Source organism: Pseudomonas sp. QD4, from assembly GCF_049199125.1.
In the GTDB taxonomy this organism is placed as follows: domain Bacteria; phylum Pseudomonadota; class Gammaproteobacteria; order Pseudomonadales; family Pseudomonadaceae; genus Aquipseudomonas.
The window spans coordinates 206,824-226,848 of sequence record NZ_JBLZOM010000004.1 but is presented as its reverse complement, the minus strand read 5'-3'; the positions used below and the strand labels follow the sequence as shown (position 1 = coordinate 226,848).

The 20,025-nt window shown below is 64.4% G+C and carries 20 protein-coding genes and 1 pseudogene; 6 read left to right on the top strand and 15 right to left on the bottom strand.

From position 1 onward, the window contains the following. Positions 1-31: 31 nt before the first annotated feature. The 5 genes from cmoB to lon form a co-directional block, all read right to left on the bottom strand. Positions 32-988, bottom strand: coding sequence for a tRNA 5-methoxyuridine(34)/uridine 5-oxyacetic acid(34) synthase CmoB (cmoB, locus tag ACOZJV_RS24015; RefSeq protein ID WP_078471985.1), 957 nt, complete (start codon positions 986-988; stop codon positions 32-34). Then, positions 985-1,767: a carboxy-S-adenosyl-L-methionine synthase CmoA gene (cmoA, locus tag ACOZJV_RS24010; RefSeq protein ID WP_178102973.1), complete on the bottom strand. Its 783-nt coding sequence runs from the start codon at positions 1,765-1,767 to the stop codon at positions 985-987. Before cmoA ends, cmoB begins: the two co-directional genes overlap by 4 nt. Positions 1,768-1,853: 86 nt before the next feature. Further along, complete coding sequence (locus ACOZJV_RS24005) at positions 1,854-2,489, bottom strand: lysoplasmalogenase (RefSeq protein ID WP_078471983.1); 636 nt, start codon at positions 2,487-2,489, stop codon at positions 1,854-1,856. A gap of 1 nt (position 2,490) precedes the next feature. Next, entirely contained in the window at positions 2,491-2,883 is a 393-nt protein-coding gene (locus ACOZJV_RS24000) for a protease inhibitor I42 family protein (protein WP_020298512.1), read from the bottom strand. Between the two features lie 167 nt (positions 2,884-3,050). Continuing rightward, positions 3,051-5,471, bottom strand: a complete 2,421-nt coding sequence (gene lon / locus ACOZJV_RS23995) for an endopeptidase La (RefSeq protein ID WP_421548667.1) — start codon at positions 5,469-5,471, stop codon at positions 3,051-3,053. Between the two features lie 276 nt (positions 5,472-5,747). Between lon and ACOZJV_RS23990 the strand changes: the two genes are divergently transcribed. From ACOZJV_RS23990 to ACOZJV_RS23970, 5 genes are all read left to right on the top strand, one after another. Continuing rightward, a complete protein-coding gene (locus ACOZJV_RS23990) occupies positions 5,748-6,428 on the top strand; it encodes a methylamine utilization protein (protein ID WP_421548666.1) in 681 nt (226 codons plus the stop codon). After that, the gene (locus ACOZJV_RS23985; protein ID WP_421548665.1) at positions 6,412-8,769 is read left to right on the top strand and encodes a putative bifunctional diguanylate cyclase/phosphodiesterase; all 2,358 of its coding nucleotides are present in this window, start codon (positions 6,412-6,414) and stop codon (positions 8,767-8,769) included. The genes ACOZJV_RS23990 and ACOZJV_RS23985 overlap by 17 nt, the downstream gene beginning before the upstream one ends. Positions 8,770-8,780: 11 nt before the next feature. Next, positions 8,781-9,638, top strand: a complete 858-nt coding sequence (locus ACOZJV_RS23980; RefSeq protein ID WP_421548664.1) for a DUF3034 family protein — start codon at positions 8,781-8,783, stop codon at positions 9,636-9,638. Continuing rightward, complete coding sequence (locus tag ACOZJV_RS23975) at positions 9,638-10,057, top strand: group I truncated hemoglobin (RefSeq protein ID WP_421548663.1); 420 nt, start codon at positions 9,638-9,640, stop codon at positions 10,055-10,057. Before ACOZJV_RS23980 ends, ACOZJV_RS23975 begins: the two co-directional genes overlap by 1 nt. Before the next feature lie 268 nt (positions 10,058-10,325). Beyond that, positions 10,326-12,668 carry a putative bifunctional diguanylate cyclase/phosphodiesterase gene (locus ACOZJV_RS23970; RefSeq protein ID WP_421548662.1) on the top strand — a complete coding sequence of 781 codons (2,343 nt, stop codon included), beginning with the start codon at positions 10,326-10,328 and terminating at the stop codon, positions 12,666-12,668. Positions 12,669-12,678: 10 nt separating this feature from the next. On the opposite strand, the gene ACOZJV_RS23965 is transcribed toward ACOZJV_RS23970, so the two are convergent. From ACOZJV_RS23965 to ACOZJV_RS23935, 7 genes and pseudogenes are all read right to left on the bottom strand, one after another. Next, positions 12,679-13,014 carry a hypothetical protein gene (locus ACOZJV_RS23965; protein WP_201127698.1) on the bottom strand — a complete coding sequence of 112 codons (336 nt, stop codon included), beginning with the start codon at positions 13,012-13,014 and terminating at the stop codon, positions 12,679-12,681. A 17-nt stretch (positions 13,015-13,031) separates the two neighbouring features. Beyond that, on the bottom strand, positions 13,032-13,358 hold the full coding sequence (locus tag ACOZJV_RS23960; RefSeq protein WP_421548661.1) for a hypothetical protein: 327 nt from the start codon (positions 13,356-13,358) through the stop codon (positions 13,032-13,034). Further along, positions 13,355-14,107, bottom strand: a complete 753-nt coding sequence (locus ACOZJV_RS23955) for a hypothetical protein (protein WP_421548660.1) — start codon at positions 14,105-14,107, stop codon at positions 13,355-13,357. Before ACOZJV_RS23955 ends, ACOZJV_RS23960 begins: the two co-directional genes overlap by 4 nt. Positions 14,108-14,121: 14 nt before the next feature. Beyond that, entirely contained in the window at positions 14,122-14,433 is a 312-nt protein-coding gene (locus ACOZJV_RS23950) for a hypothetical protein (protein WP_078471974.1), read from the bottom strand. Between the two features lie 35 nt (positions 14,434-14,468). Next, on the bottom strand, positions 14,469-14,867 hold the full coding sequence (locus tag ACOZJV_RS23945) for a hypothetical protein (RefSeq protein ID WP_421548659.1): 399 nt from the start codon (positions 14,865-14,867) through the stop codon (positions 14,469-14,471). After that, a complete protein-coding gene (locus ACOZJV_RS23940; protein ID WP_421548658.1) occupies positions 14,864-15,295 on the bottom strand; it encodes a HEAT repeat domain-containing protein in 432 nt (143 codons plus the stop codon). The genes ACOZJV_RS23945 and ACOZJV_RS23940 overlap by 4 nt, the downstream gene beginning before the upstream one ends. A 497-nt stretch (positions 15,296-15,792) precedes the next feature. Then, positions 15,793-16,398, bottom strand: a pseudogene (locus tag ACOZJV_RS23935) (LuxR C-terminal-related transcriptional regulator); the annotation flags it as partial. 136 nt (positions 16,399-16,534) lie between these two features. Here ACOZJV_RS23935 and ACOZJV_RS23930 point away from each other — a divergent pair. Continuing rightward, on the top strand, positions 16,535-18,193 hold the full coding sequence (locus tag ACOZJV_RS23930; RefSeq protein ID WP_421548657.1) for a hybrid sensor histidine kinase/response regulator: 1,659 nt from the start codon (positions 16,535-16,537) through the stop codon (positions 18,191-18,193). Here ACOZJV_RS23930 and ACOZJV_RS23925 read toward each other — a convergent pair. From ACOZJV_RS23925 to ACOZJV_RS23915, 3 genes are all read right to left on the bottom strand, one after another. Next, on the bottom strand, positions 18,171-18,818 hold the full coding sequence (locus ACOZJV_RS23925) for a carboxypeptidase regulatory-like domain-containing protein (RefSeq protein WP_201127688.1): 648 nt from the start codon (positions 18,816-18,818) through the stop codon (positions 18,171-18,173). The two genes, ACOZJV_RS23930 and ACOZJV_RS23925, sit on opposite strands and share 23 nt — an antisense overlap. A gap of 105 nt (positions 18,819-18,923) precedes the next feature. After that, positions 18,924-19,217 (bottom strand): hypothetical protein, encoded by a 294-nt coding sequence (locus ACOZJV_RS23920; RefSeq protein WP_078471969.1) that lies wholly within the window; start codon positions 19,215-19,217, stop codon positions 18,924-18,926. Between the two features lie 225 nt (positions 19,218-19,442). Then, complete coding sequence (locus ACOZJV_RS23915; RefSeq protein WP_421548656.1) at positions 19,443-19,757, bottom strand: hypothetical protein; 315 nt, start codon at positions 19,755-19,757, stop codon at positions 19,443-19,445. Positions 19,758-20,025 lie beyond the last annotated feature (268 nt).

The following is a 20,025-nucleotide window of genomic DNA, read 5'->3' as shown; positions in this document are numbered from 1 at the left end:
GCGAGAGCAAGCGCCCTCGGCACAAGGTGAATTATTTTTTGGCGACGATCACGGCACGCATTGGTGCCGGCAGGCCTTCGATGGTTTTGCTGTGGTCGTTGGGGTCGAGGAAGTCGCTCAGGGACTGGTACTTCATCCACTCGGTGCCGCGCTGTTCCTCGATGCTGGTCACGCTTACATCCACGCAGCGCACCTCGCTGAAACCTGCCCGGCGCAGCCACAATTCCAGGGCTGGCACCGAGGGCAGGAACCATACGTTGCGCATCTGCGCATAGCGGTCTTCGGGCACCAGCACCTGCTGCTGGTCGCCGGCCACCACCAGGGTTTCCAGCACCAGCTCGCCGCCTTTCACCAGGCAATCCTTGAGCGCCAGTAAATGCTCGATGGGTGAGCGACGGTGGTAGAACACACCCATGGAAAATACCGTGTCGAAGCCTTCCAGGTTCGGCGGCAGGTCTTCGAACGGGAACGGCAGGTGCCACACCGCAGGCTGCGACAGGTAGCGCTGCACTGCCTGGAACTGGCAGAAGAACAGCCAGTTCGGATCGACCCCGATCACGCTGTGGGCACCGGCGCCGAGCATGCGCCACATGTAATAGCCATTGCCGCACCCGACATCGAGGATGCGCTTGCCCGCCAGGTCCAGGTGCGGGGCGACCCGCGACCATTTCCAGTCCGAGCGCCATTCGGTGTCCACGTGCACCCCGAACAGATCGAACGGCCCCTTGCGCCACGGCGACAGGCCCATCAACGCGCTACGCATCTGTGCCCGGGTGGCGTCATCGCACTCGGTGTCCAGGGTCAGGCCATTGAGCAGGTCGACTTCACTGGGCTGGATCTTCGGCAGCGCATCCAGGGCGCTCTGCCAGCGCTCCAGGTCGCCGTGGCCCTTTTCCATCTTCTTGTCGAGTTGCGCTTGCAAGGTATTGGCCCAGTCGGCCAGGGGCGTACCGGCCAGGCGGCGGGCGAGGGGGGACAGATCGATCATGGCAAGGCAATCAACGAGGCAAAGTTAAGACACTGGAACCACGGCACGACTTTCGAGAAACCGGCCGCCAACAGGCGCTCGCGGTGTTCTTCGAGGCTGTCGGGCTTCATGACGTTTTCGATGGCGCTGCGCTTCTGGGCGATTTCCAGCTCGCTGTAGCCGTTGGCGCGCTTGAAGGCGATATGCAGATCGGTGAGCAGCGCGTGCTCCTGCTCATCGTTGAAGCGCAGCTTCTCCGAGAGGATCAGCGCACCGCCCGGCAACAGCGACTGCCGGATGCGCCCGAGCAGGGCCGTGCGCTGCTCCGGGGCAATGAACTGCAGGGTGAAATTGAGCGCCACCACCGAGGCCGGCTGGAACTCCAGGGCCAGGATGTCACCCTCGATCACCTGCACCGGCAGCAACTCCTGGAACATCGAGTCCTGGCCGTTGAGGTATTCCCGGCAACGCTCGACCATGGCCGCCGAGTTATCCACCGCGATCACTTTGCAACCGTCGGTCCGCACATGGCGGCGCAGGGCCTGGGTCACCGCACCCAGGGACGAGCCCAGGTCGTAGAGCACGCTATTGGGCTGGGCGAATTGCGCGGCGAGCACGCCGAGGTTTTCGACAATGGTCGGATAACCCGGGACCGAGCGCTTGATCATGTCCGGGAACACCCGCACCACATCCTCGTTAAAGGCGAAGTCGGGCACCTGGGCCAGGGGCTGGGCGAAAAGGCGATCGGGGTCTTGGCTCACGGCGGTTCCAGCGGCGGATGGTGAAAGAGGGGGCGGCATTGTAGCCGCTGCCGCAGGCTGCGATAAGGCCCGAAAGGGCCTCAGGTGCCTGCGGGCGACACAAGGTGCGCCGTCTGCGTGGCCGTTCAGCGCGGCTTCTGGCTGAACGCCGACGCGGCAATGCCCCACTGGCCCAGCCAGTAACTGATGATGATCAGGTACGGCGCGGCCTCGAACGCCACCACAAAGCGGCTGATACCGATCAGGCTGTCGGAGAAGGCGAAGGTCAGGGCGCCCACCCCGGCCAGCAGCGCCGAGCGCCTGGGCACCGCGGTGCCGAAGCGGGCCAGGGCGCGCCAGAGCATGGCGCTGATGGTCAGCCCATAGACAATCACCGGGATCAGCAACGGCCCCAGGCCATGGGCAATCAGGATCGCCAGCAGCGCGCCGCCAATGACGATCGCCACCAGCAACGGCAGCAGGGCCGGACGCCGACAGTCGCTGAGGTAAGCCTTGAGGTAGGCCAGGTGTGCCACCAGGAAGGCGCCGAGGCCGAACACAAACAGGTCGCCGGGCCAGGCCAGCAACACATCGCCGAGCACCGAGAACAGCAGGCCGATGATGATCCAGCGCCGGTAGTCGCCGGGTGGGGCGTCGTGCAGCCAGCCGAGCAGGGCCAGCACCGGCAGCGGCTTGACCAGCAGGCAGAGCAGGGCGGCATGCACGCTGATGCCGTAGATAAAGGTGACTGCGCCCATCAGCGCCAGGATCAGCCAGCCCATGTCAGTTGACCTTTATCGCGCAATCGAAGGCTTTGACCGGCGCCACTTCCGGGGCCCAGGGCTGCTGGTAGGTCAGCAACAAACGGCCGGTGCCGCTGGCAAACGCCTGGAAGCGCCAGGTGGATTGCCCGGCATTGCCCACCAGCCCGCTGTCTTCAGGGTTGCTGTAGACCTCGGGGCTGACCTTGCGCAACACGCCGCCGGCCGAGTCCTGGATCGCCCAGCGATAGCCGGTGGTGGGGTTGCTGGGCAGGGTCAGAATCAGGTTCTGGCCAGTGCTCAGTTGCAGCGGGCATTCGCTCTGGTTTTCGACCGTGATGTTTTGCTTGGGTTGGCTGGCGCAGGCGGCCAGCAGGGCGACGCTGAGAAGGGCAAGCAGACGAGGAGGGAACATGGCTCAGAAAGCTCCGATCATTCATGACGAGCGGCGAGCATAACTGAAGACCGCAAGCGGTGTGGCCAGGGGCTGAAGGTTGGCCACAATGCCCTCTTGGCCGACACGCCTGCGTCTGCCGGGCTGTGGCATCACAGCTGGCAGCCGCAGGCACTGGCGCTCAGGGGTTAGAACAGCACCTTGGCCACGTCGGCGAACTTCTTCGCGAAGTGCACGGTGATGCCTTCCTTGAGGTAGTCCGGGAGCTCTTCGAAGTTGCCACGGTTGGGCTCCGGCAGGATCAGTTCGAAGATCTTCTGCCGGCGCGCGGCGATGACTTTTTCGCGCACCCCGCCAATCGGCAGCACGTGCCCGGTCAGGGTCAGTTCACCGGTCATGGCCACGCCTTTTTTCGGCGGCTGGTTGCGCGCCAGGGACAGCAGCGCACTGGCCATGGTCACCCCGGCGCTCGGGCCGTCCTTGGGCGTGGCCCCCTCGGGCACATGCAGGTGGACAAAGGCTTCGTCGAAGAACTTGCCGTCGCCGCCAAACTGCTTGAGGTGCGAGCTGATGTAGCTGTAGGCAATTTCCGCAGACTCCTTCATCACATCCCCCAACTGCCCGGTGAGTTTGAAGCCCCGGTTCAGGGTATGGATGCGCGTGGCCTCGATCGGCAATGTCGCGCCGCCCATGCTGGTCCAGGCCAGGCCGGTGATGACCCCGGTGCCGCTGAGCACCTGCTCGTTGCGGAACACCGGCATGCCGAGGGAGGCCTCCAGGTCTTTCGGGCCGAGCTTGATCACCGCATTCGGATCATCCAGCAGCTTGACCACTGCCTTGCGCACCAGTTTGCCCAGTTGTTTTTCCAGCTGGCGCACCCCGGCCTCGCGGGCATAACCGTCGATCACCGCGCGCAAGGCGTTGTCGCTGATGCTCAGGCTGGTCTTGGCCACCCCGGCTTTCTCCAGCTGCTTGGGCCACAGGTGACGCTTGGCGATGGCGATTTTTTCTTCGGTGATGTAGCCCGACAGGCGAATCACTTCCATGCGGTCGAGCAACGGGCCGGGGATTGAATCCAGGGTGTTGGCGGTGCACACGAACAGCACTTTGGACAGGTCCAGGCGCAGGTCCAGGTAGTGATCGAGGAATTCGACGTTCTGTTCCGGGTCCAGGGTTTCGAGCAAGGCCGAGGCCGGGTCGCCCTGGTAGCTCTGGCCCATCTTGTCGATCTCGTCGAGCATGATCACCGGGTTCATCACCTCGACGTCCTTGAGCGCCTGCACCAGCTTGCCCGGCAGGGCGCCGATGTAGGTCCGGCGATGGCCCTTGATCTCAGCCTCGTCGCGCATGCCGCCGACACTGAAGCGGTAGAACGGTCGGCCCAGGGACTCGGCGATGGACTTGCCGACGCTGGTCTTGCCCACGCCCGGCGGTCCCACCAGCAGGACGATGGAGCCGCTGATTTCGCCCTTATAGGCGCCCACGGCGAGGAATTCGAGAATCCGGCTCTTGATGTCGTCCAGCCCGGCATGGTGCTGGTCCAGCACCTTGCGCGCGTGCTTGAGGTCGAGCTTGTCCTGGCCGTACACGCCCCAGGGCACGGCGGTGGCCCACTCCAGGTAATTGCGGGTGACCGCGTATTCCGGCGAACCGGTTTCCAGGATCGACAGTTTGTTCAGTTCTTCTTCGATGCGTTTTTGCGCCTGGGGCGGCAGGACCTTGCCCTTGAGGCGCTGCTCGAACTGCTCGACGTCGGCGCTGCGATCGTCCTTGGTCAGCCCCAGCTCCTGCTGGATGACCTTGAGCTGTTCCTTGAGGAAGAACTCGCGCTGGTGCTCGCCGATCTTGCGATTGACCTCGGCGGAGATTTCTTTTTGCAGGCGCGCAACTTCGACTTCCTTGCGCAGCATCGGCAGGACTTTTTCCATGCGCTTGAGCATTGGCACGCAATCCAGCACTTCCTGCAACTCGTTGCCGGTGGCCGAGGTCAGCGCGGCGGCGAAGTCGGTCAGCGGCGACGGATCGTTGGGGCTGAAGCGGTTGAGGTAGTTCTTCAACTCTTCGCTGTACAGCGGGTTGAGCGGCAGCAGTTCCTTGATCGCATTGATCAGGGCCATGCCGTAGGCCTTGACCTCGTCGGTCGGCTCACTCGGCTGATGGGGGTATTCGACTTCCACCAGGTACGGCGGGCGATGGTGTTTGAGCCAGGTGCGGATGCGCACCCGAGTCAGGCCCTGGGCAACGAATTGCAGCTTGCCGTTCTCGCGGCTGGCGTGGTGCACCTTGACCAGGGTGCCGTACAGCGGCAGCGCGGAGGTATCGAAATGCCGCGGGTCTTCGGGCGGGGTATCCATGAAGAACAGGGCCAGGGAGTGATGATCGGACTTGCTGACCAGTTCCAGGGTCTCGGCCCAGGGCTCTTCATTGACGATCACCGGCAGCACTTGCGCCGGGAAGAACGGCCGATTGTGGATCGGGATGATGTAGACCTTGTCCGGCAGGTTCTGCCCGGGCAATGCCAGGCCGGTGCCTGACGAGGCCGGGTGCTCAGCGTTTTCCGGGTCGGCGTAGTCGCTGAGGTCTTCAGGGAATTCTTGCTGGTCGGTCATGGGGCACCTGCGCAATTGGGTATGGGAGTTAGATGGGGCAGGCGGCGAGTGGTTTCAATGGCACGGCCCCGCTTCAGCTTTTCTTTATGCGGCCGAAAAGCTGTACGGGAGCTGACCGTTTGTATCATTTTTTGTTGGGCGGACGGTTGTGCAGCTCTTTTACTGCTGTAGTGGCAAAATGCCTTATTTGCGGCATCATGCTGCTCGGCGTCGCCTCTGCTGTCATCACCCATGCCAAGGCCGGCCATCTGCTTTCATCTAAATACCGGGATTTGCATGGCCAGGACTCACTCGATTCTTTCTGTTGTCGGCCTGTGGCTGCTCAGTGCTGCAGCCTCTGCCGCGAGCTTGCAGGTGCAGGTGCTCGAACCCTCCGGGCAGCCGGTGCGCGACGCCGTAGTGACCTTGCAGGGCCCCCTGGGCCAGCCCGCCGGCACCCTCAAGGCCGACATGGACCAGCGTGACAAACAGTTCGCGCCCCATGTGTTGGCGATTCACACCGGCACCCCGGTGAAATTCCCCAACAGCGACAATATTCGCCATCAGGTCTACTCCTTTTCCCCGGCCAAGAAGTTCGAGTTGCGCCTGTACGAAGGCACGCCCTCCGACGCGGTGCTGTTCGACAAGCCGGGGGTGGTGGTCCTGGGCTGCAATATCCACGACTGGATGCTCGGCTACGTCTACGTTACCGACGACCCGCGCTTCGGCGTCACCGATGCCCAGGGTGCGCTGAACCTGGACGCGTTGCCTGTCGGGTCCTACCGGCTGACCCTCTGGCACCCCCAGGCCAACGGGATGCAGCCACAGGATGGCGGCCAGGTGCAGATCCCGGCCGGGGGCTTGCACAAGGCCTTTGCCATGACCCTGGAACCCTTGCCCGAAGGCTTGCCAGGTGCCCCGGCACCGAGCGCCTTCGGCGATGCGTTTGAGCGAGCGGCCCGTGAAACTGCGCAGTAGCTTTCAGGCGCGGATCGCCTGCGTACTGATCCTGCTGCTGTCGGTGGTAATCGGCGCGGTGTACTTCAGCGTCAAGGCCGCCACCGGCAGCGCGGTGCAGACCCAGGCCTACGAACAGCTGGCGGTGGGTTCGCGGGTTTTCGAGCGCCTGCTTGACGTGCGCGGCCGGCGCCTGGGTGACGGCGTGCAGCTGTTGGCGGCCGATTTCGGTTTTCGTGACGCCGTGGCCAGCGGCGACTCGCCGACCATCCATTCGGTGCTGATCAACCACGGCAAGCGCATCGGCGCCAGCGACATGGTGCTCCTGGACATGCAGGGCCGGGTCCTGGCCAGCACCTTGAGCGACGCCCCGGACGGCTCCGTCTTCCGCTTCGACCAGGCTCTGCGTGACGCGCGTCGGGCGCGGCAAACCATGCTTATCGTGCCGATCCAGGGCAAGCCGCACTTGCTGGTGGAGGCCCCGGTACTGGCGCCGCTGCCGATTGCGCGGGTGGTCATGGGCTTCAGCATGGACGAGCAGTTCGCCGCGGAACTGCGGTCGCTGACCAACCTCGAGGTCTCGTTCCTGACGGTCGACCGGCAACAGCCGGGGGCCCTGGTCACCACTCAGCCAGCGGCGATGGAAGAGAGCATCGTCAGCCTGATGCTCGAGAGTGTGCAGCGGCGCGGCATACAGCTGGCCGAGCATCAGGACCAGCGGTTTTTCAGCCAGACCCTGGTCCTGGCCAGCGGCAGCGATGAAAACGACCACCAGGTCATCGCCTTGCTGCAAAGCCCGCTGGACGCAGCGATGCAGGTGTTCCTGCCGCTGGACGAGCGCATTCTGCTGATTGCCCTGGTGGCCCTGGTCGGCTCCCTGATCGGGGCGTTGCTCCTGGCCCGCAGTGTGTCGCAGCCGGTACGGGCCCTGGCCCAGGCGGCCGAGCGCATCGGCCAGGGTGATTACCAGACGCCACTGGTGCTGCGGCGCAGCGATGAGCTGGGGTTGCTGGCCACCGCGTTCAATTCGATGCAAAGCGGAATTGCCGAGCGCCAGCAGCAGTTGGCGCACAACGCCTTGCATGATGTGCTTACCGGCCTGCCCAACCGCGCACTGGCCATGGAACGCCTGGGCAGTGCGATCGCCGCCGAGCGGCCGATGGCGCTGATCTACCTGGGGGTCGACAACCTGCGCAGTATCAACGAAGCCGGTGGCCCGGTGCTGGTGGACCTGACCTTGCAGCACGTCGGCCAGCACCTGCAGCAGGCCGTGCGTCCCGGTGACAGCGTGGCGCACCTGATCGCCGGCGAGTTTTTGCTGCTGCTGGAGAACCTCGGCAGCGACGAGGCCGTGGCCCTGGCCGACCAGTTGCAGCAAGCGTTGCTCAAGCCGCGCCGCATCGGCGGCCAGGACGTGGCCCTGGACTGCCGCCTGGGGATCGCCGCGTTCCCGGCCGACGGCCAGTCAGCGGAGCAACTGCTCGACCGCGCGGCCATCGCCATGAAGGACGCCGCGCAAATGCCCGGGCGCCTGCAAGTCTACGAACATGGGCGGGACCTGGCCCACCGCCGCCAGGTCAGCCTGATCCGCGACCTGCGCCACGCGGCCGGCAACGGGGAGCTGCTGCTGCATTACCAGCCCAAGCTCGACCTGCGCCAGGGCCGGGTACGCCAGGCCGAGGCCTTGCTGCGCTGGCAGCATCCGCAATTGGGCATGGTGTCGCCGGCGGAATTCATCGTGCTGGCCGAGCGCACCGGCAGTATCCAGAGCCTGACCAACTGGGTGATCGGCGAAGGCATGCGCCAGTTGGCCGAGTGGAACAGCCGTGGCCTGCACATGCAGCTGTCGCTGAATATCTCGGCCCAGGACCTGCTCGGCGCTGACCTGGTGGAGCGGGTCAAGGCCTTGCTGCAAACCTGCCGGGTGCCGGCCGAGCAGTTGATCTTCGAAATCACCGAAAGCGCGGTGATGCTTGAGCCCGAGCGAGCGCTGAAGGTCCTGCACCGTTTGCGCGAGTGCGGCATCAGCCTGTCGGTGGATGATTTCGGCACCGGTTATTCGTCGCTGGCGCACCTCAAGCGCTTGCCGGTGCAGGAGCTGAAGATTGACCAGTCCTTTGTCCGCGACCTCGACGAAACCAGCGAAGACGCGGTGATCGTCCGCTCCACCATCGAGATGAGCCACAACCTGGGGCTCAAGGTGGTGGCCGAAGGCGTGGAGTACGAACACAGCCTGCGCCTGCTTGAGCGCTGGCACTGCGACACCGCCCAGGGCTACCTGATCAGCCGCCCGCTCACGGCTGAGGCGTTCGAAGCCTGGGTGGCCTTACCCCTGACTGCGCGGACTGAATGGGTGCATTAATCGTCATGCCTATGCGTTGGATTGTTTTGCTGGCCGGCCTCGGCGTCCTGCTGCCGTCGCTGGCCCTGGCCGATAACGGCCGTTTACTGGCCACCGGCGGGGCCAGCAGCATCGAAGGCGCCGCCGGCGGCGGCATCACGCCCTGGGCCGTGCTCGGCGGTTATGGCGAGCAGGGCGAATGGGGCGCGAGCGCCTTCGCGACCACGGTCAACCTGCCGGACTACCGCCTCGACGTGGCGGGCCTGGCGCTGGCCTACGACAACCGGGTGGAGCTGTCATTCGCCCGCCAGCGTTTGGACCTGGGCAGCCTGGTGCACACGCTCAACCTGCCCGAAGACAACCTGGGACAGGACATCCTCGGGCTCAAGCTGCGGCTGTTCGGCGACCTGATCTACGATCAGTGGCCCCAGGTCTCCCTGGGGGTGCAGTACAAACATCAGCGCAACTTCCTGATCCCGAGCCTGGTGGGTGCGCAGCGCGACCGCGACACCGAGGGCTACCTGAGTGCCAGCCGCCTGCTGTTGGGCGCGGCGTTTGGCTACAACCTGCTGCTCAACGGCGGCGTGCGCTACAGCCGGGCCAATGAAACCGGGCTGCTGGGCTTTGGCGGCGACCGGCGCGACAGCCGCAGCCTGCTCAAGGAGGGCTCGCTGGCGGTGCTGTTCAACCCGCGCTGGGCGCTGGGCCTGGAGTACCGGCAAAAGCCCGACAACCTGTCGTTTGCCGGCGAGAGTGACTGGGCCGACCTGTTTCTCGGTTACTTCCCCAACAAGCACCTGTCCCTGGTCCTGGCCTATGCGCGCTTGGGCGAGATCGCCGGGCTGGATCACCAGAACGGCCCCTACCTGTCGCTGCAAGGGAGTTTCTGATGCGCCTGTCCGTGCTGTTCCTGGCCGTGCTTCTCGGCGCCTGCGCGCAACAGCCGGCGCGTGACGACAGCCTGTACCGGGCCCTGGGCGAGCGCCCGGGCATCACCCGGATCGTCGAAGGCACGCTGCTCAACATTGCCCGCGACCCACGGATCGTCGAGCGCTTTCGCAAGATCGATATCCAGCGCCTGCGCAACAAGCTGATCGAGCAGTTCTGCGTCGAGGCCGGTGGTCCGTGCACCTACACCGGCGACAGCATGGCCGAAAGTCATAAAGGCCAGAACGTCAGCCGCAGCGACTTCAACGCCCTGGTCGAAGACCTGATCGCCGCCATGGAAGCCCAGGGCGTGCCAGTGCCGGCGCAAAACCGCCTGCTGGCACGTTTGGCACCGATGCGCGGCGAGGTGATCGAGCGTTGATCGGCTGATTGCGCCGGATGGGCGAGTGCCGGGAATTTGGCATCGCCAATAAAATGGCTGTCTAATCCCTTGTTTTATTGCGTGCTCTTCTGCTTGCCTCAGACTAATCTGAGCACTTCACGTGCTTGTTAGGAAAATGGCATTTAATTGACGCGCGTATTCGGCTTGGTAGAGGAATGGGTATGAAGAAAGGATTTTTCAGCTCAAGGCAAAGCTCGTGGCGGATCCCGCGGCCCTTGCTGGAGACGGCGTTGGCGAGCACCGGGTCATGAGGTGGCGCCACACCTTCCAGGCACGGATTGCCGGGACCCTGGCGTTATTGCTGTTGTTGGTGATCGGCGCGGTGTATTTCGCGATGAAAACCGCCACCACCCGCGCCGTGGAAAACCAGGCCGAGGTGCAGATGACCACCGGCACCCAGGTGTTCGAGCGCTTGCTGGAGTTGCGCGGACGCCGCTTGCAGTACGGCGTGGACTGGCTGGTGGTGGATTCGGCGTTTCGCCAGGCCGTTGCCAGCGGCGAGCCCCAGGGCATTCTCGAAGCGTTGCGCCGCCACGGTACGGGCATTCGTTCCAGTGAACTGTTCGTGCTGGCCAGCGATGGCCAAGTGACGGCCAGCACCCTGGCGGCGGTCGAGCCGGGCCTGGCTTTTCCCTACGATGGCGCCTTGCGTCAGGCCCGACGTGAAAACAAAAGCATGCTGATCGTTGCCCTCAAGGGCCAACCCTACCTGCTGGTGCAGAGCCAGGTGCTGACCCCGCTGCGCATTGCCCGGGTGGTGATGGGGTTTCGCATGGACGACCTGTTCGCCAGCGAATTGCGCTCCATGAGCAACCTCGAAGTGTCATTCCTGACCCTGGACAACGAGCGCGCCGGCGAGCTGTTCACCACCCAGCCGGAGCTGTTCTGGAGTGCGATCACGGCGGCCCTGCGCGATTCCCTCTGGGAGTTGCGGCCGCAGTTGAGCGAGATCCAGGGCAAGCGTTTTCTCAATCAGGCGCTGCAATTGGCCAACACCGGCAACCCTCAGGATCCGCGGGTCCTGGTGTTGTTGCAGAGCCCGCTGGAGCAGGCGCTGCATGCGTTCGCGCCGCTGGATCGGGAGTTTTTCTGGATCGCCCTGGCGGCGCTGCTGGTCTCCCTCGGTGGGGCGCTGTGGATGGCCCGCCGCGTGGCCCGCCCGCTTGAAGTGCTGGCCCAGGCGGCGCAACGCATCGGTGCCGGCAACTACCAGACGCCGGTGGTGCTCAAGCGCAGCGACGAGTTCGGCTTGCTGGCCGACGGCATCAACGCCATGCAAAGCGCCATCGCCACCCGCGAGTCGCAACTGGCGCACAACGCCCTGCATGACTCGCTCACCGGCTTGCCCAACCGCGCCCTGGCCATGGAGCGCCTGGGCAGCGCGATTGCCGCCCGGCGCAGCGTGGTGCTGTTGTACCTGGGGATCGAAAACTACCGGGCGATCAACGAGAGCTTCGGCCCTGAAGGGCTGGAGCAGATCATGCTGGAGGTCAGCCGGCTGCTGCTGGGCTCCCTGTCCCAGGGCGACACCGCGGCGCGGGTGACCGCCAGCGAGTTTCTGCTGTTGCTGGAAAACACCCAGGTCGATGGCGCCGTGGCCCTGGCCGACCGTCTGCATGCCTTGCTCAACCCGCCGCAACTGATCCATGGCCATGAAGTGCAGCGCCAGATGTGCATCGGCGTATCGGTGTACCCCACTGACGGCGAGTCCGCCGAAGAACTGATCAGCCGCGCCGCCATCGCCCGCCACGACGCCGCGACTCAGCCAGGTTACCTGCAGGTCTACCAGCAGGACCGCGACTTGGCGCATCAACGCCAAATTGCCCTGATTCGCGACCTGCGCCGCGCCGCCGCCGAAGGCGAGTTGTTCCTGCACTATCAGCCCAAGCTCGATATCCGTCGCGGAGAGGTCAGCCAGGCCGAAGCTTTGTTGCGATGGCGGCATCCGGCGTTCGGGGTGGTCTCGCCCGCCGAGTTCATCCCCTTGGCGGAGCGCACCGGAAGCATGAGCAGCCTGACCCATTGGGTGATCGAGGAGGGCATTCGCCAGTTGGCCGAGTGGAACCGCCGGGCATTGACGGTGCAGTTGTCGCTGAACATCTCGGCAGAAGACCTGGAGGGCAATGGCCTGGCGTCGATGGTCGACGAGTTGCTGGCGCGTTACCGGGTGTCGGCGGAGCAACTGGTGTTCGAGATCACCGAAAGCGCCATCATGCGCAACCCGGAACAGGCCCTTGACGTGCTGCAACGCCTGCGCGGCTGCGGCATCAGCCTGTCGGTGGACGACTTCGGCACCGGCTATTCGTCCCTGGCCCAATTGCAGCGCCTGCCGGTGCAGGAGTTGAAGATCGACCAGTCCTTTATCCGCAACCTGGATGAAACCAGCGGTGACGCGGTGATCGTGCGTTCGACCATCGAGATGAGCCACAACCTGGGGCTCAAGGTGGTGGCCGAAGGCGTCGAACTCGAAGGCAGCCTGCGCCTGCTCAAGCATTGGCACTGTGATACGGCCCAGGGCTACCTGATCAGCCGGCCGCTGGAAGCCCGGGCGTTCGAGGCCTGGCTGGGCAAAACACGGCTATCGGTCTGAGTCGGCGGGCTCAGCTCGGTTTCCAGAATTCCAGGTCCTCGACATAACGTTCGATATCGCCCATATCGTCGTCTCCCAGGGTGCCGTCAAAGGGCTCGGACAACAGCGCGCGCACCTTGGCCAGGCGGTCGCGCAACTTGCCCTCGATCACGAAGTTGCCGGTGGCGGTGTCGAAATCGAACTCGGGGTTGAAAATCGCATGGTCTGACATCTTGCGCAGGGAAATCAGCATGAATTCCAGCTCGCGCAGGATATCCAGGGCTACCGCCCCCGACAGCACGATCTGTTGATTGGCTTCGCGCAGGGAGGGCGGGTTTTTGGGTGATTTGGGTTTGGCTGGGCTCATGGCGATCCAGGGGGCATTTAAAAGTAGAAAAAAAGACCGCTGGCCTTGGCGCGGGCGCGGGTTGTGAGTTGCAGTAATGAGGTCTTGAGCGCGGGCGCCAGAGGCGTTTGCTCGATCAGCGCCTGGGCCGTGGCCAGCGCCTCGGCGCCCTGGATGCTGGCGTCTTCATGCTCGTCGATCAGGCAACCCAACTGCCGATTGAGGCGCTCGATCAAGCCCGAGTCCCACAGCTGTTGATAGTGTTCGGCGCTCAGCGAGCATTGCTCCAGATCACCGGGCAGGCACTGATCGAGGTCCAGGCGGTGCATCGCCGCCGGGCTCAAGGGAACGACAATCTGCTTCATGGGCCGGGCTCCGAGTGGGTGGGCAAGAGGCAGGCATCGGGCCCCGCCAGCTGCCATTCAAGGCCCTGGGCGAACTGCTCGATGGCGTCGAGTGCCCGGTGCGGGTCCGGGGTCCTGAGTTCGCCCGCCGGGGTGCGGTTGTAGGCCTGGCGTTGGCGGTTGCGCTTGAAGCGCTCAACCCGCAGCACAAATTCGCCGAGCCCTTGGGGGGCGGGCTCAAAACCCAGGGTAAAGCCGTGTTCGCGGCCGGCACCGGCGAGCAGCAACGGGTGGTTGAAGGCGGGCAGGGTGTCGGCGCCAAAGGCAACCTGCGGCAGTTGGTGATGGCTGATCTCCCAGCCTCCTGGCAGGCGGATGGCCTGCAAGGGCGCGATTGCCCCGTGGCCCGAGTCAGGGTCGGCCTGCTGGGTGGTGTCCAGCATGAAGGCTTCGAGTCGTGCAATCAGCTGCGCGGTGTCGCGGGTCTTGAATTCCTCGAGCAACTCTTCCTGGCCTGGCGCCGTGTTCGAGCGGTCCTGGGGGTAGGTCATCAAGCTGAGCACGAACTCGCCGCCGGGGTCGTCTTCGGGCAGGAAGGCGCAGTCAAAGCAGCGTTGGCCCTGGCGATGCACGCCGCCGATCAGCACCGAGGCATCGAACCATTCGAGGGTCTCCGGGATGAAGGGCAGTTGATGGAAGGTGTTGAGGGTGATCTGCCACCCACCGCTAATGCGCAACGGTTGCAGCGGGTAGAGGGGGCGGTGCTTCATGCTGCGGTTCTCGATCATGGGCGGTGGTGCAGCGCGTGCAGCATGCCCTGGGCACGGGCCAGGCAGTCGCGCAGTTGTCCAAGGCTGTGGGCCTGTTCGCTCGACAGCGGTTGCTGCCAGTCCTGATCCTTGATCACCGCTACCCGAAAGGCGCCGTGCTCAGCGAATTCGGGGTACCAGCCCACGTCCAGCAGCCAGTGCTCGCCGTACTCGACTTGCAGCAGGTCCTCCTTCAGCGCGTCGAGTTGGCGGGCCAGTGGCTGGTCTGACAGGGACGACAAGTCGTCGAAGCGGATATTTCCCGTGAGCAGGCTCAGGTCGAACACTGTTGGCTTCCTTTGCAAAGGGTGAGGCAGGCGGCTCAGGCCTGGTAGTGATTCTTGAGTGCATGGCACTTTGCCAGAATATTCTGCCGGTCTTCCTCGACCTGGGTCTCGCACCAGTGGCAGAGGTAGCGGATGGCGTGCACGGTGGGCAGGGTGACCTGCTCGTCCATGAACTCGAAGGTGATTCCAGGCACGCCCAGCAGATGCGGGGCAATGTTGTCCGGGTCGACGTCGCAGTCGATGGTCAGGCTGGACATCTCGGTGCCGCCGCTGGTGGGGATCAGCAAGTCGTCGAGCAACAGGTGCAGGCAGGTGGCGCCCTCCAGCCTTGAGGAACAGAGCAGGTGATCGAGCAGGCAGTTGTCCAGCGTGCTGTGCTGGGCCTGGGTCAGTTGGTCGATGGAGGGCACTTGTTGGGTGTGGGCGGCGCTCATAGGACGCCGGCCTCGGTTTTGGCCAGCAGCCTGGTCAGCTCGGGCTCGACCTCGGCCGGGGGCAGGCTGGCGATGACCTGCTCGATGCTCGCCCGGTAGCGGTTGTCCATGGGGGGTTCGCACCAGTCGAGTTCGTAGATCGCGAGGATTCGCACATCAAGGTAGGGCGACTCCAGCAACAGGCGTTTGAGCAGGGCAATGGCCGCTGCCGAGCGGTCTTCGCCCAGGCACACCGCGCAGCGCTGTTGCCAGTACTGCGCCTGCTGCAGCAGCATCTGCTCGAGCCGTTGCCATTGCACCGCGGTGAAGTCGCACAGCACGGTCTTGGCCACCCGCTGGGTGCTGTATTCGGTCCAGTTGGACGCCTCGGAGTCACCGATGCAGTGCTGCAACTTCAGGATCAACGCGTCGCTCTGTGGCAGGCTCACAGCGCAGCGGCCTTGGCCAGCAGGTTGTTCAATTCGGGTTCAATCTGCTCATCGGCAAGCCTCTGAATGACGGCTTCGATCAGCGGCGCGTAGCACGCTTCGATAGGGGCTTCTGACCAGTCCAGTTCATGGATGGCCGTGACCTGCACATCGAGGTAGGGCGAGTCCTGCAACAGGCTCTTGAGCAGGGCGATGGCCGGCGCCGAGCGGTTTTCCCCGAGGCTTACGGCGCAGCGTTGTTGCCAATACTCGGGTTTGCCCGGCAGCACATCGGCCAGTTGCTGCCATTGCGCGGGCGAGAAGCCGTGCAGCACGCCTTTGGCCACCTGCTCGGTGATGTACTCATTCCAGGGGGCGCTGGGTGAGTCGCCCAGCCAGTGTTCCAGCTGGGCAAATGCTTGCGTCGGGAGCGGCTTGGGCGTTGGCGCGGGCTCGATCGGGCGGGTACTCAAGGGCGTCGGTTCTACCGGGGAGCTGTCGGCCCCTTGCCAGGCTTCGGCAAATTTTGCCGCTGCCGCCGCGCGCGAGGACACCTTCAGGGTGTGCAGCAGGGAGGACACGTGAATGCGCACGGTGAAGGGCGAAATATCGAGTTCGCGGGCGATCTCTTTGTTGGTCTGGCCCTGGGCGATCAGGCGCAGCACTTCCTGCTGGCGGGTGGTCAACTGGCTCAACTCGTCGCTGGCTTCCAGCGGCAGCAGCAGGCCTGACGGGGCGTACTTGACCACCACTTCGCCCTCGCGAATGGCCAGGATCGCCTGGCCGATTTCCTCGGGGCTGATGCTCTTGCCGATAAAACCGTCTGCGCCGCAGGCCATGACTTCGCCGATCAGGTCCTGGTTATCGACCATCGACACCACGATGATCGAGGTCCGTGGCAGTTGCTGGCGCAATTGGGCAATCATGCTCACCGACCTCAGCCCGGGAAAGCGCAGGTCGAGAATCAGTGAGTCCAGCTCCGCGCCGCTTTTGGCCAGGGCCAGTACCGAGGCCAGGTCGCCGGCCTCTTCGAGCACCGCTTCGGGCAGCAGGCGCTGGATGGTGCGCAGCATGCCTTCGCGAAACAACGGGTGGTCGTCGGCTACGATAATCCGGCATGTCATGTGTTGAAGCTCCTTGAGTCACCCAATCCTGGGGGCATGCTACCTTGGCGTCCCGGCGTTGTACCTGTCCGCCTGTCGAGTTCGGCAGGGACAGGAAAAGACCACGACAGCGCGGATTACACAAGGAGGTGAGTGCATGAAAGTTGAAAAAGACAGCGAGCTCGATCAAGCCACTTTGCGCATTATCGTCGCCGGTTGTGCCCTGGTTTATGTCGGGCTGATCGGTTTTCTACCGGGGCAGAACGTCGAGACCTATGTGCCGGTGATCATTTACATCTTCTTGTTCATGCTCGGCTCGATTGCCCTGCGCATGGCCATTGCCCGCTGGCCAGGGCACTACCCGGCACGGCGCATCCTGGGCATGGTCTACGACTACACCGGCACCTCTTACGGCCTGGTGGTGGGCGGGGAGGGGGCGCTGCCGATCTATGCGGTGATGGTCTGGGTCAACCTGGGTAATGGCATGCGCTTCGGCTCGCGTTACCTGGCCATCGCCACGGTTCTGGCGCTGTTCGCGCTGTTTATGGTGTTCCTGCTGACCCCGTTCTGGCAGGCCCAGCCCTATATGGTGCTGATGCTGATGATCACCAGTACGGTGATTCCGGTGTACGCCCATATCCTGCTCAAACGCACCCGCCTGGCGTCGGAAGAGGCGATTGCCGCCAACCTGGAAAAGTCCCGCTTCCTGGCCCAGGCCAGCCATGACCTGCGCCAGCCGATTCACTCCATCGGCCTGTTCACTGCCTGCCTGCGCGAAGCCAACCTGGGGGTCGATGAGCGGCGCCTGGTGGATAACATCGATCGCTCGCTGCTGAATGTGTCGCAGTTGTTCCGCTCGATTCTCGACCTCTACACCCTGGACAACGGCCGGGTCCTGCCCAAATACGAAACCGTGCACCTGGGGCAGTTCCTCGGTGACCTGGTGCGCCAGAACGCCGAGGCCGCGCGCTGGGCCGGGGTGGAGCTGCGCCTGCGTCCCTGTGCCCAGTGGGTCCGGGCCGACCCGGGGCTGCTCGCCACCATGGTCCAGAACGTCCTGTCCAATTGCTTCAAGTACGCGGCGGAGCGCCCGGTGTTGATCGGCGTGCGCCGCCACGGCGACGGCGTGGCCATCGTCATCTACGACCAGGGCCGGGGGATCGCCGAGGAGCATTTACCGAAGATTTTCGACGAGTTCTACCGGGTCCGGCAGCTGCGGGACAAGGACGTCGAAGGGGTGGGGCTGGGCCTGTCCATCGTCAAGCGCCTGGGGCAGTTGGTCGGGCTGGAGGTGACGCTGAAGTCGCGCCTCGATCGTGGTACCGCAGTCAGCCTGCACGGCTTGCAGGCCGCCGCGCCGCAGCGGCTGCGCAGCCGCGATGATGCGTTGCGAAGTGGTTTGCTGACCGGGCTGCGGGTGTGCCTGGTCGAAGATGACCGCAACGTGCTGCTGGCCACCTCGGCATTGCTGGAGCGCTGGGGCTGTGTGGTCCAGGCGGAAACGGCGGCAGAAGACCTGGTGACCGACTGCGACATCATCGTCGCCGACTATGACCTGGGCACCCGTGCCTCGGGCATCGAGTGCATCGACAGCATCCGCGAGCAGCGGGGCTGGGCCGTGCCGGCGTTGATCATCACCGGGCATGACATCGAGAAAATCCAGGCCGCGCTGCATGATCGCAACATCGCCATCCTGTCCAAACCGGTACACCCGGTGGAGCTGCGGGCGACCTTGCGCGCCCTGCGCGAGACGCCGCTGGCGTCTGCCCACAGGGTTGCGGCGCCAGAGGCGGTTACCAGGTCCGGCACGGAATAAGCAGGGGATAGTTGGTCATGGTCAGCTTCTTGTTCTCGCCGCTGGCCAGTTCGACGAATTCATCCAGCATGCCCGAGGACGAAGAGGTCGAACTGCGCTCGGTGTAGTAGTGGGTGGTCACCGGCCCGTAGTTGGTGTTGCTCTGGCCGGTGCCCACGTACTCGTTCCAGCGGCTGGTGCCGTACACCATGTCCTGGCCCTGGACGAAGTAGCGGCCCGGTTGCAGACCCGTGAACTGGAAGATGCCGTTGCCGTTGGTTCGGGTTATCCGGTGTACGGCCACGGCCTCGGGAAGCATGCTCACCGGCGCGCCTTCTGGCTGGGATGAGCGCAACTTATGCCAGGCCTGCAAGTGCGGGGTGACCGGGTAGAGATAGATCTTGACGTCGCGACTGTCCTCGATGCCGTCGTTGCCGACGATGCAGAACTTGCCGGTGAGCGTTGCGGTGCCGGGTTGCAGGGCGGCGCGCGCGGCCTGGGTGTCGAAGGGCTCGTCGGGGTACTGCACGGTGGGAGTCTTGACTGGCGGGTATTCGTCCAGGGTTCGCCCTTGGCGTGGCGCGCAGGCAGTCAGGGTACAGGCGAGCAGGGCCAGGCCTGTCACCATGAAGAGACGGGGTTTCATCAACTCAGGACCTTTTCAAGAAGGGGCGGTGCTCGCCCGACGCTGCCCTGCTGCTACACCGGGGCAGCCCGTCGCGGCGAACCTGATTGGCCAGGGGCTAGCGGTTCACTGCTTGGTGCACTGGGCCGGGAGCGCGACTGCGCCGCCCATGGTGGCGAAGGCGACCATGCCGCCGCTGGGCAATACGCACTCGTATCCGCCGTTGCTGGTGTTGGCGGTGAAGTAGGTCTGGGAGGCGTCGCTCCGCACGTTCGAGACCGTGGAGACGGGCTTGCCGATGGTGGTCTGGGCGCGGTTCTTGAGGTCGTCATTGCTCGGCTTGGCAATGGCGCAACCGCCCAGGGCGAATGCCAGGGCGCTGAACAGGACGAGGGGGCGGACGCTGGAGTGGAGCTTCATGATGATTCTTCCTTGCTGTTTTGTTGTGTTTTCTACGGCGCAGCCGCTCCCCTTACCGCTGGACGGCGGTGTTGAAGAGAACGGGGCGAGTGGTCGGCACTCTAGCGCCGAGGCAGGGGAAGGTCGATTAGCACAAATGGGCTAGTGTCGCTTTGCAATTACGGCGCCTGCGGGGGGGAGGCAGAGCGCCTGATGGGCCCGGCTGGATGCAGCCGGGCCGGGGGTTCAGGTCAGCAACTGGTGCTGCAGGCGGCGGCCGAGCACGTCCAGCAGGTCACAGCCATCGCGCAGGGGAATGACGCAGAGTTGGGCGAAATCCTGGAGCAGGGCCGGGTGGTTATGCAGGTCGTCGATGCTGGCGATGCTCTCCAGCAACTGGGTGGCCGCGCGAATGCGATGGGTGGCGGCTTCATGCAGCACATCCAACGGGGCCTCGGTGTCAGCCAGCAAGGCGGGGATGGTGCAGTCGTTGCTGGTGAGGGGCATGTAGCGACGGTGTGAGGTGGGTTGCACGGGTGGATCGGGAACGATTTTTTTCATTGAACTGGCTCCGGGTAGGGGTCTGAGCCGCCAGCGGCCTTCCTACGGGCTTGGGTGGCAGCCGTACGCGGGGTAGGAACCGAATACCCAGGGACTCGGCCACGTCGAAACGTGCCCGCGCACGGCCGCCGCGGCTGATCTTACGGACACCTCAAGGGTGCCGCAATCAGTCGGGACGCGTACGCGCCAAGGGTCATCAAAAGGGTTCCTACGCCCTGCCACTGAATTGGCAGTGACAGACCAGACCATAGAGCCCGAGGCACTCCGG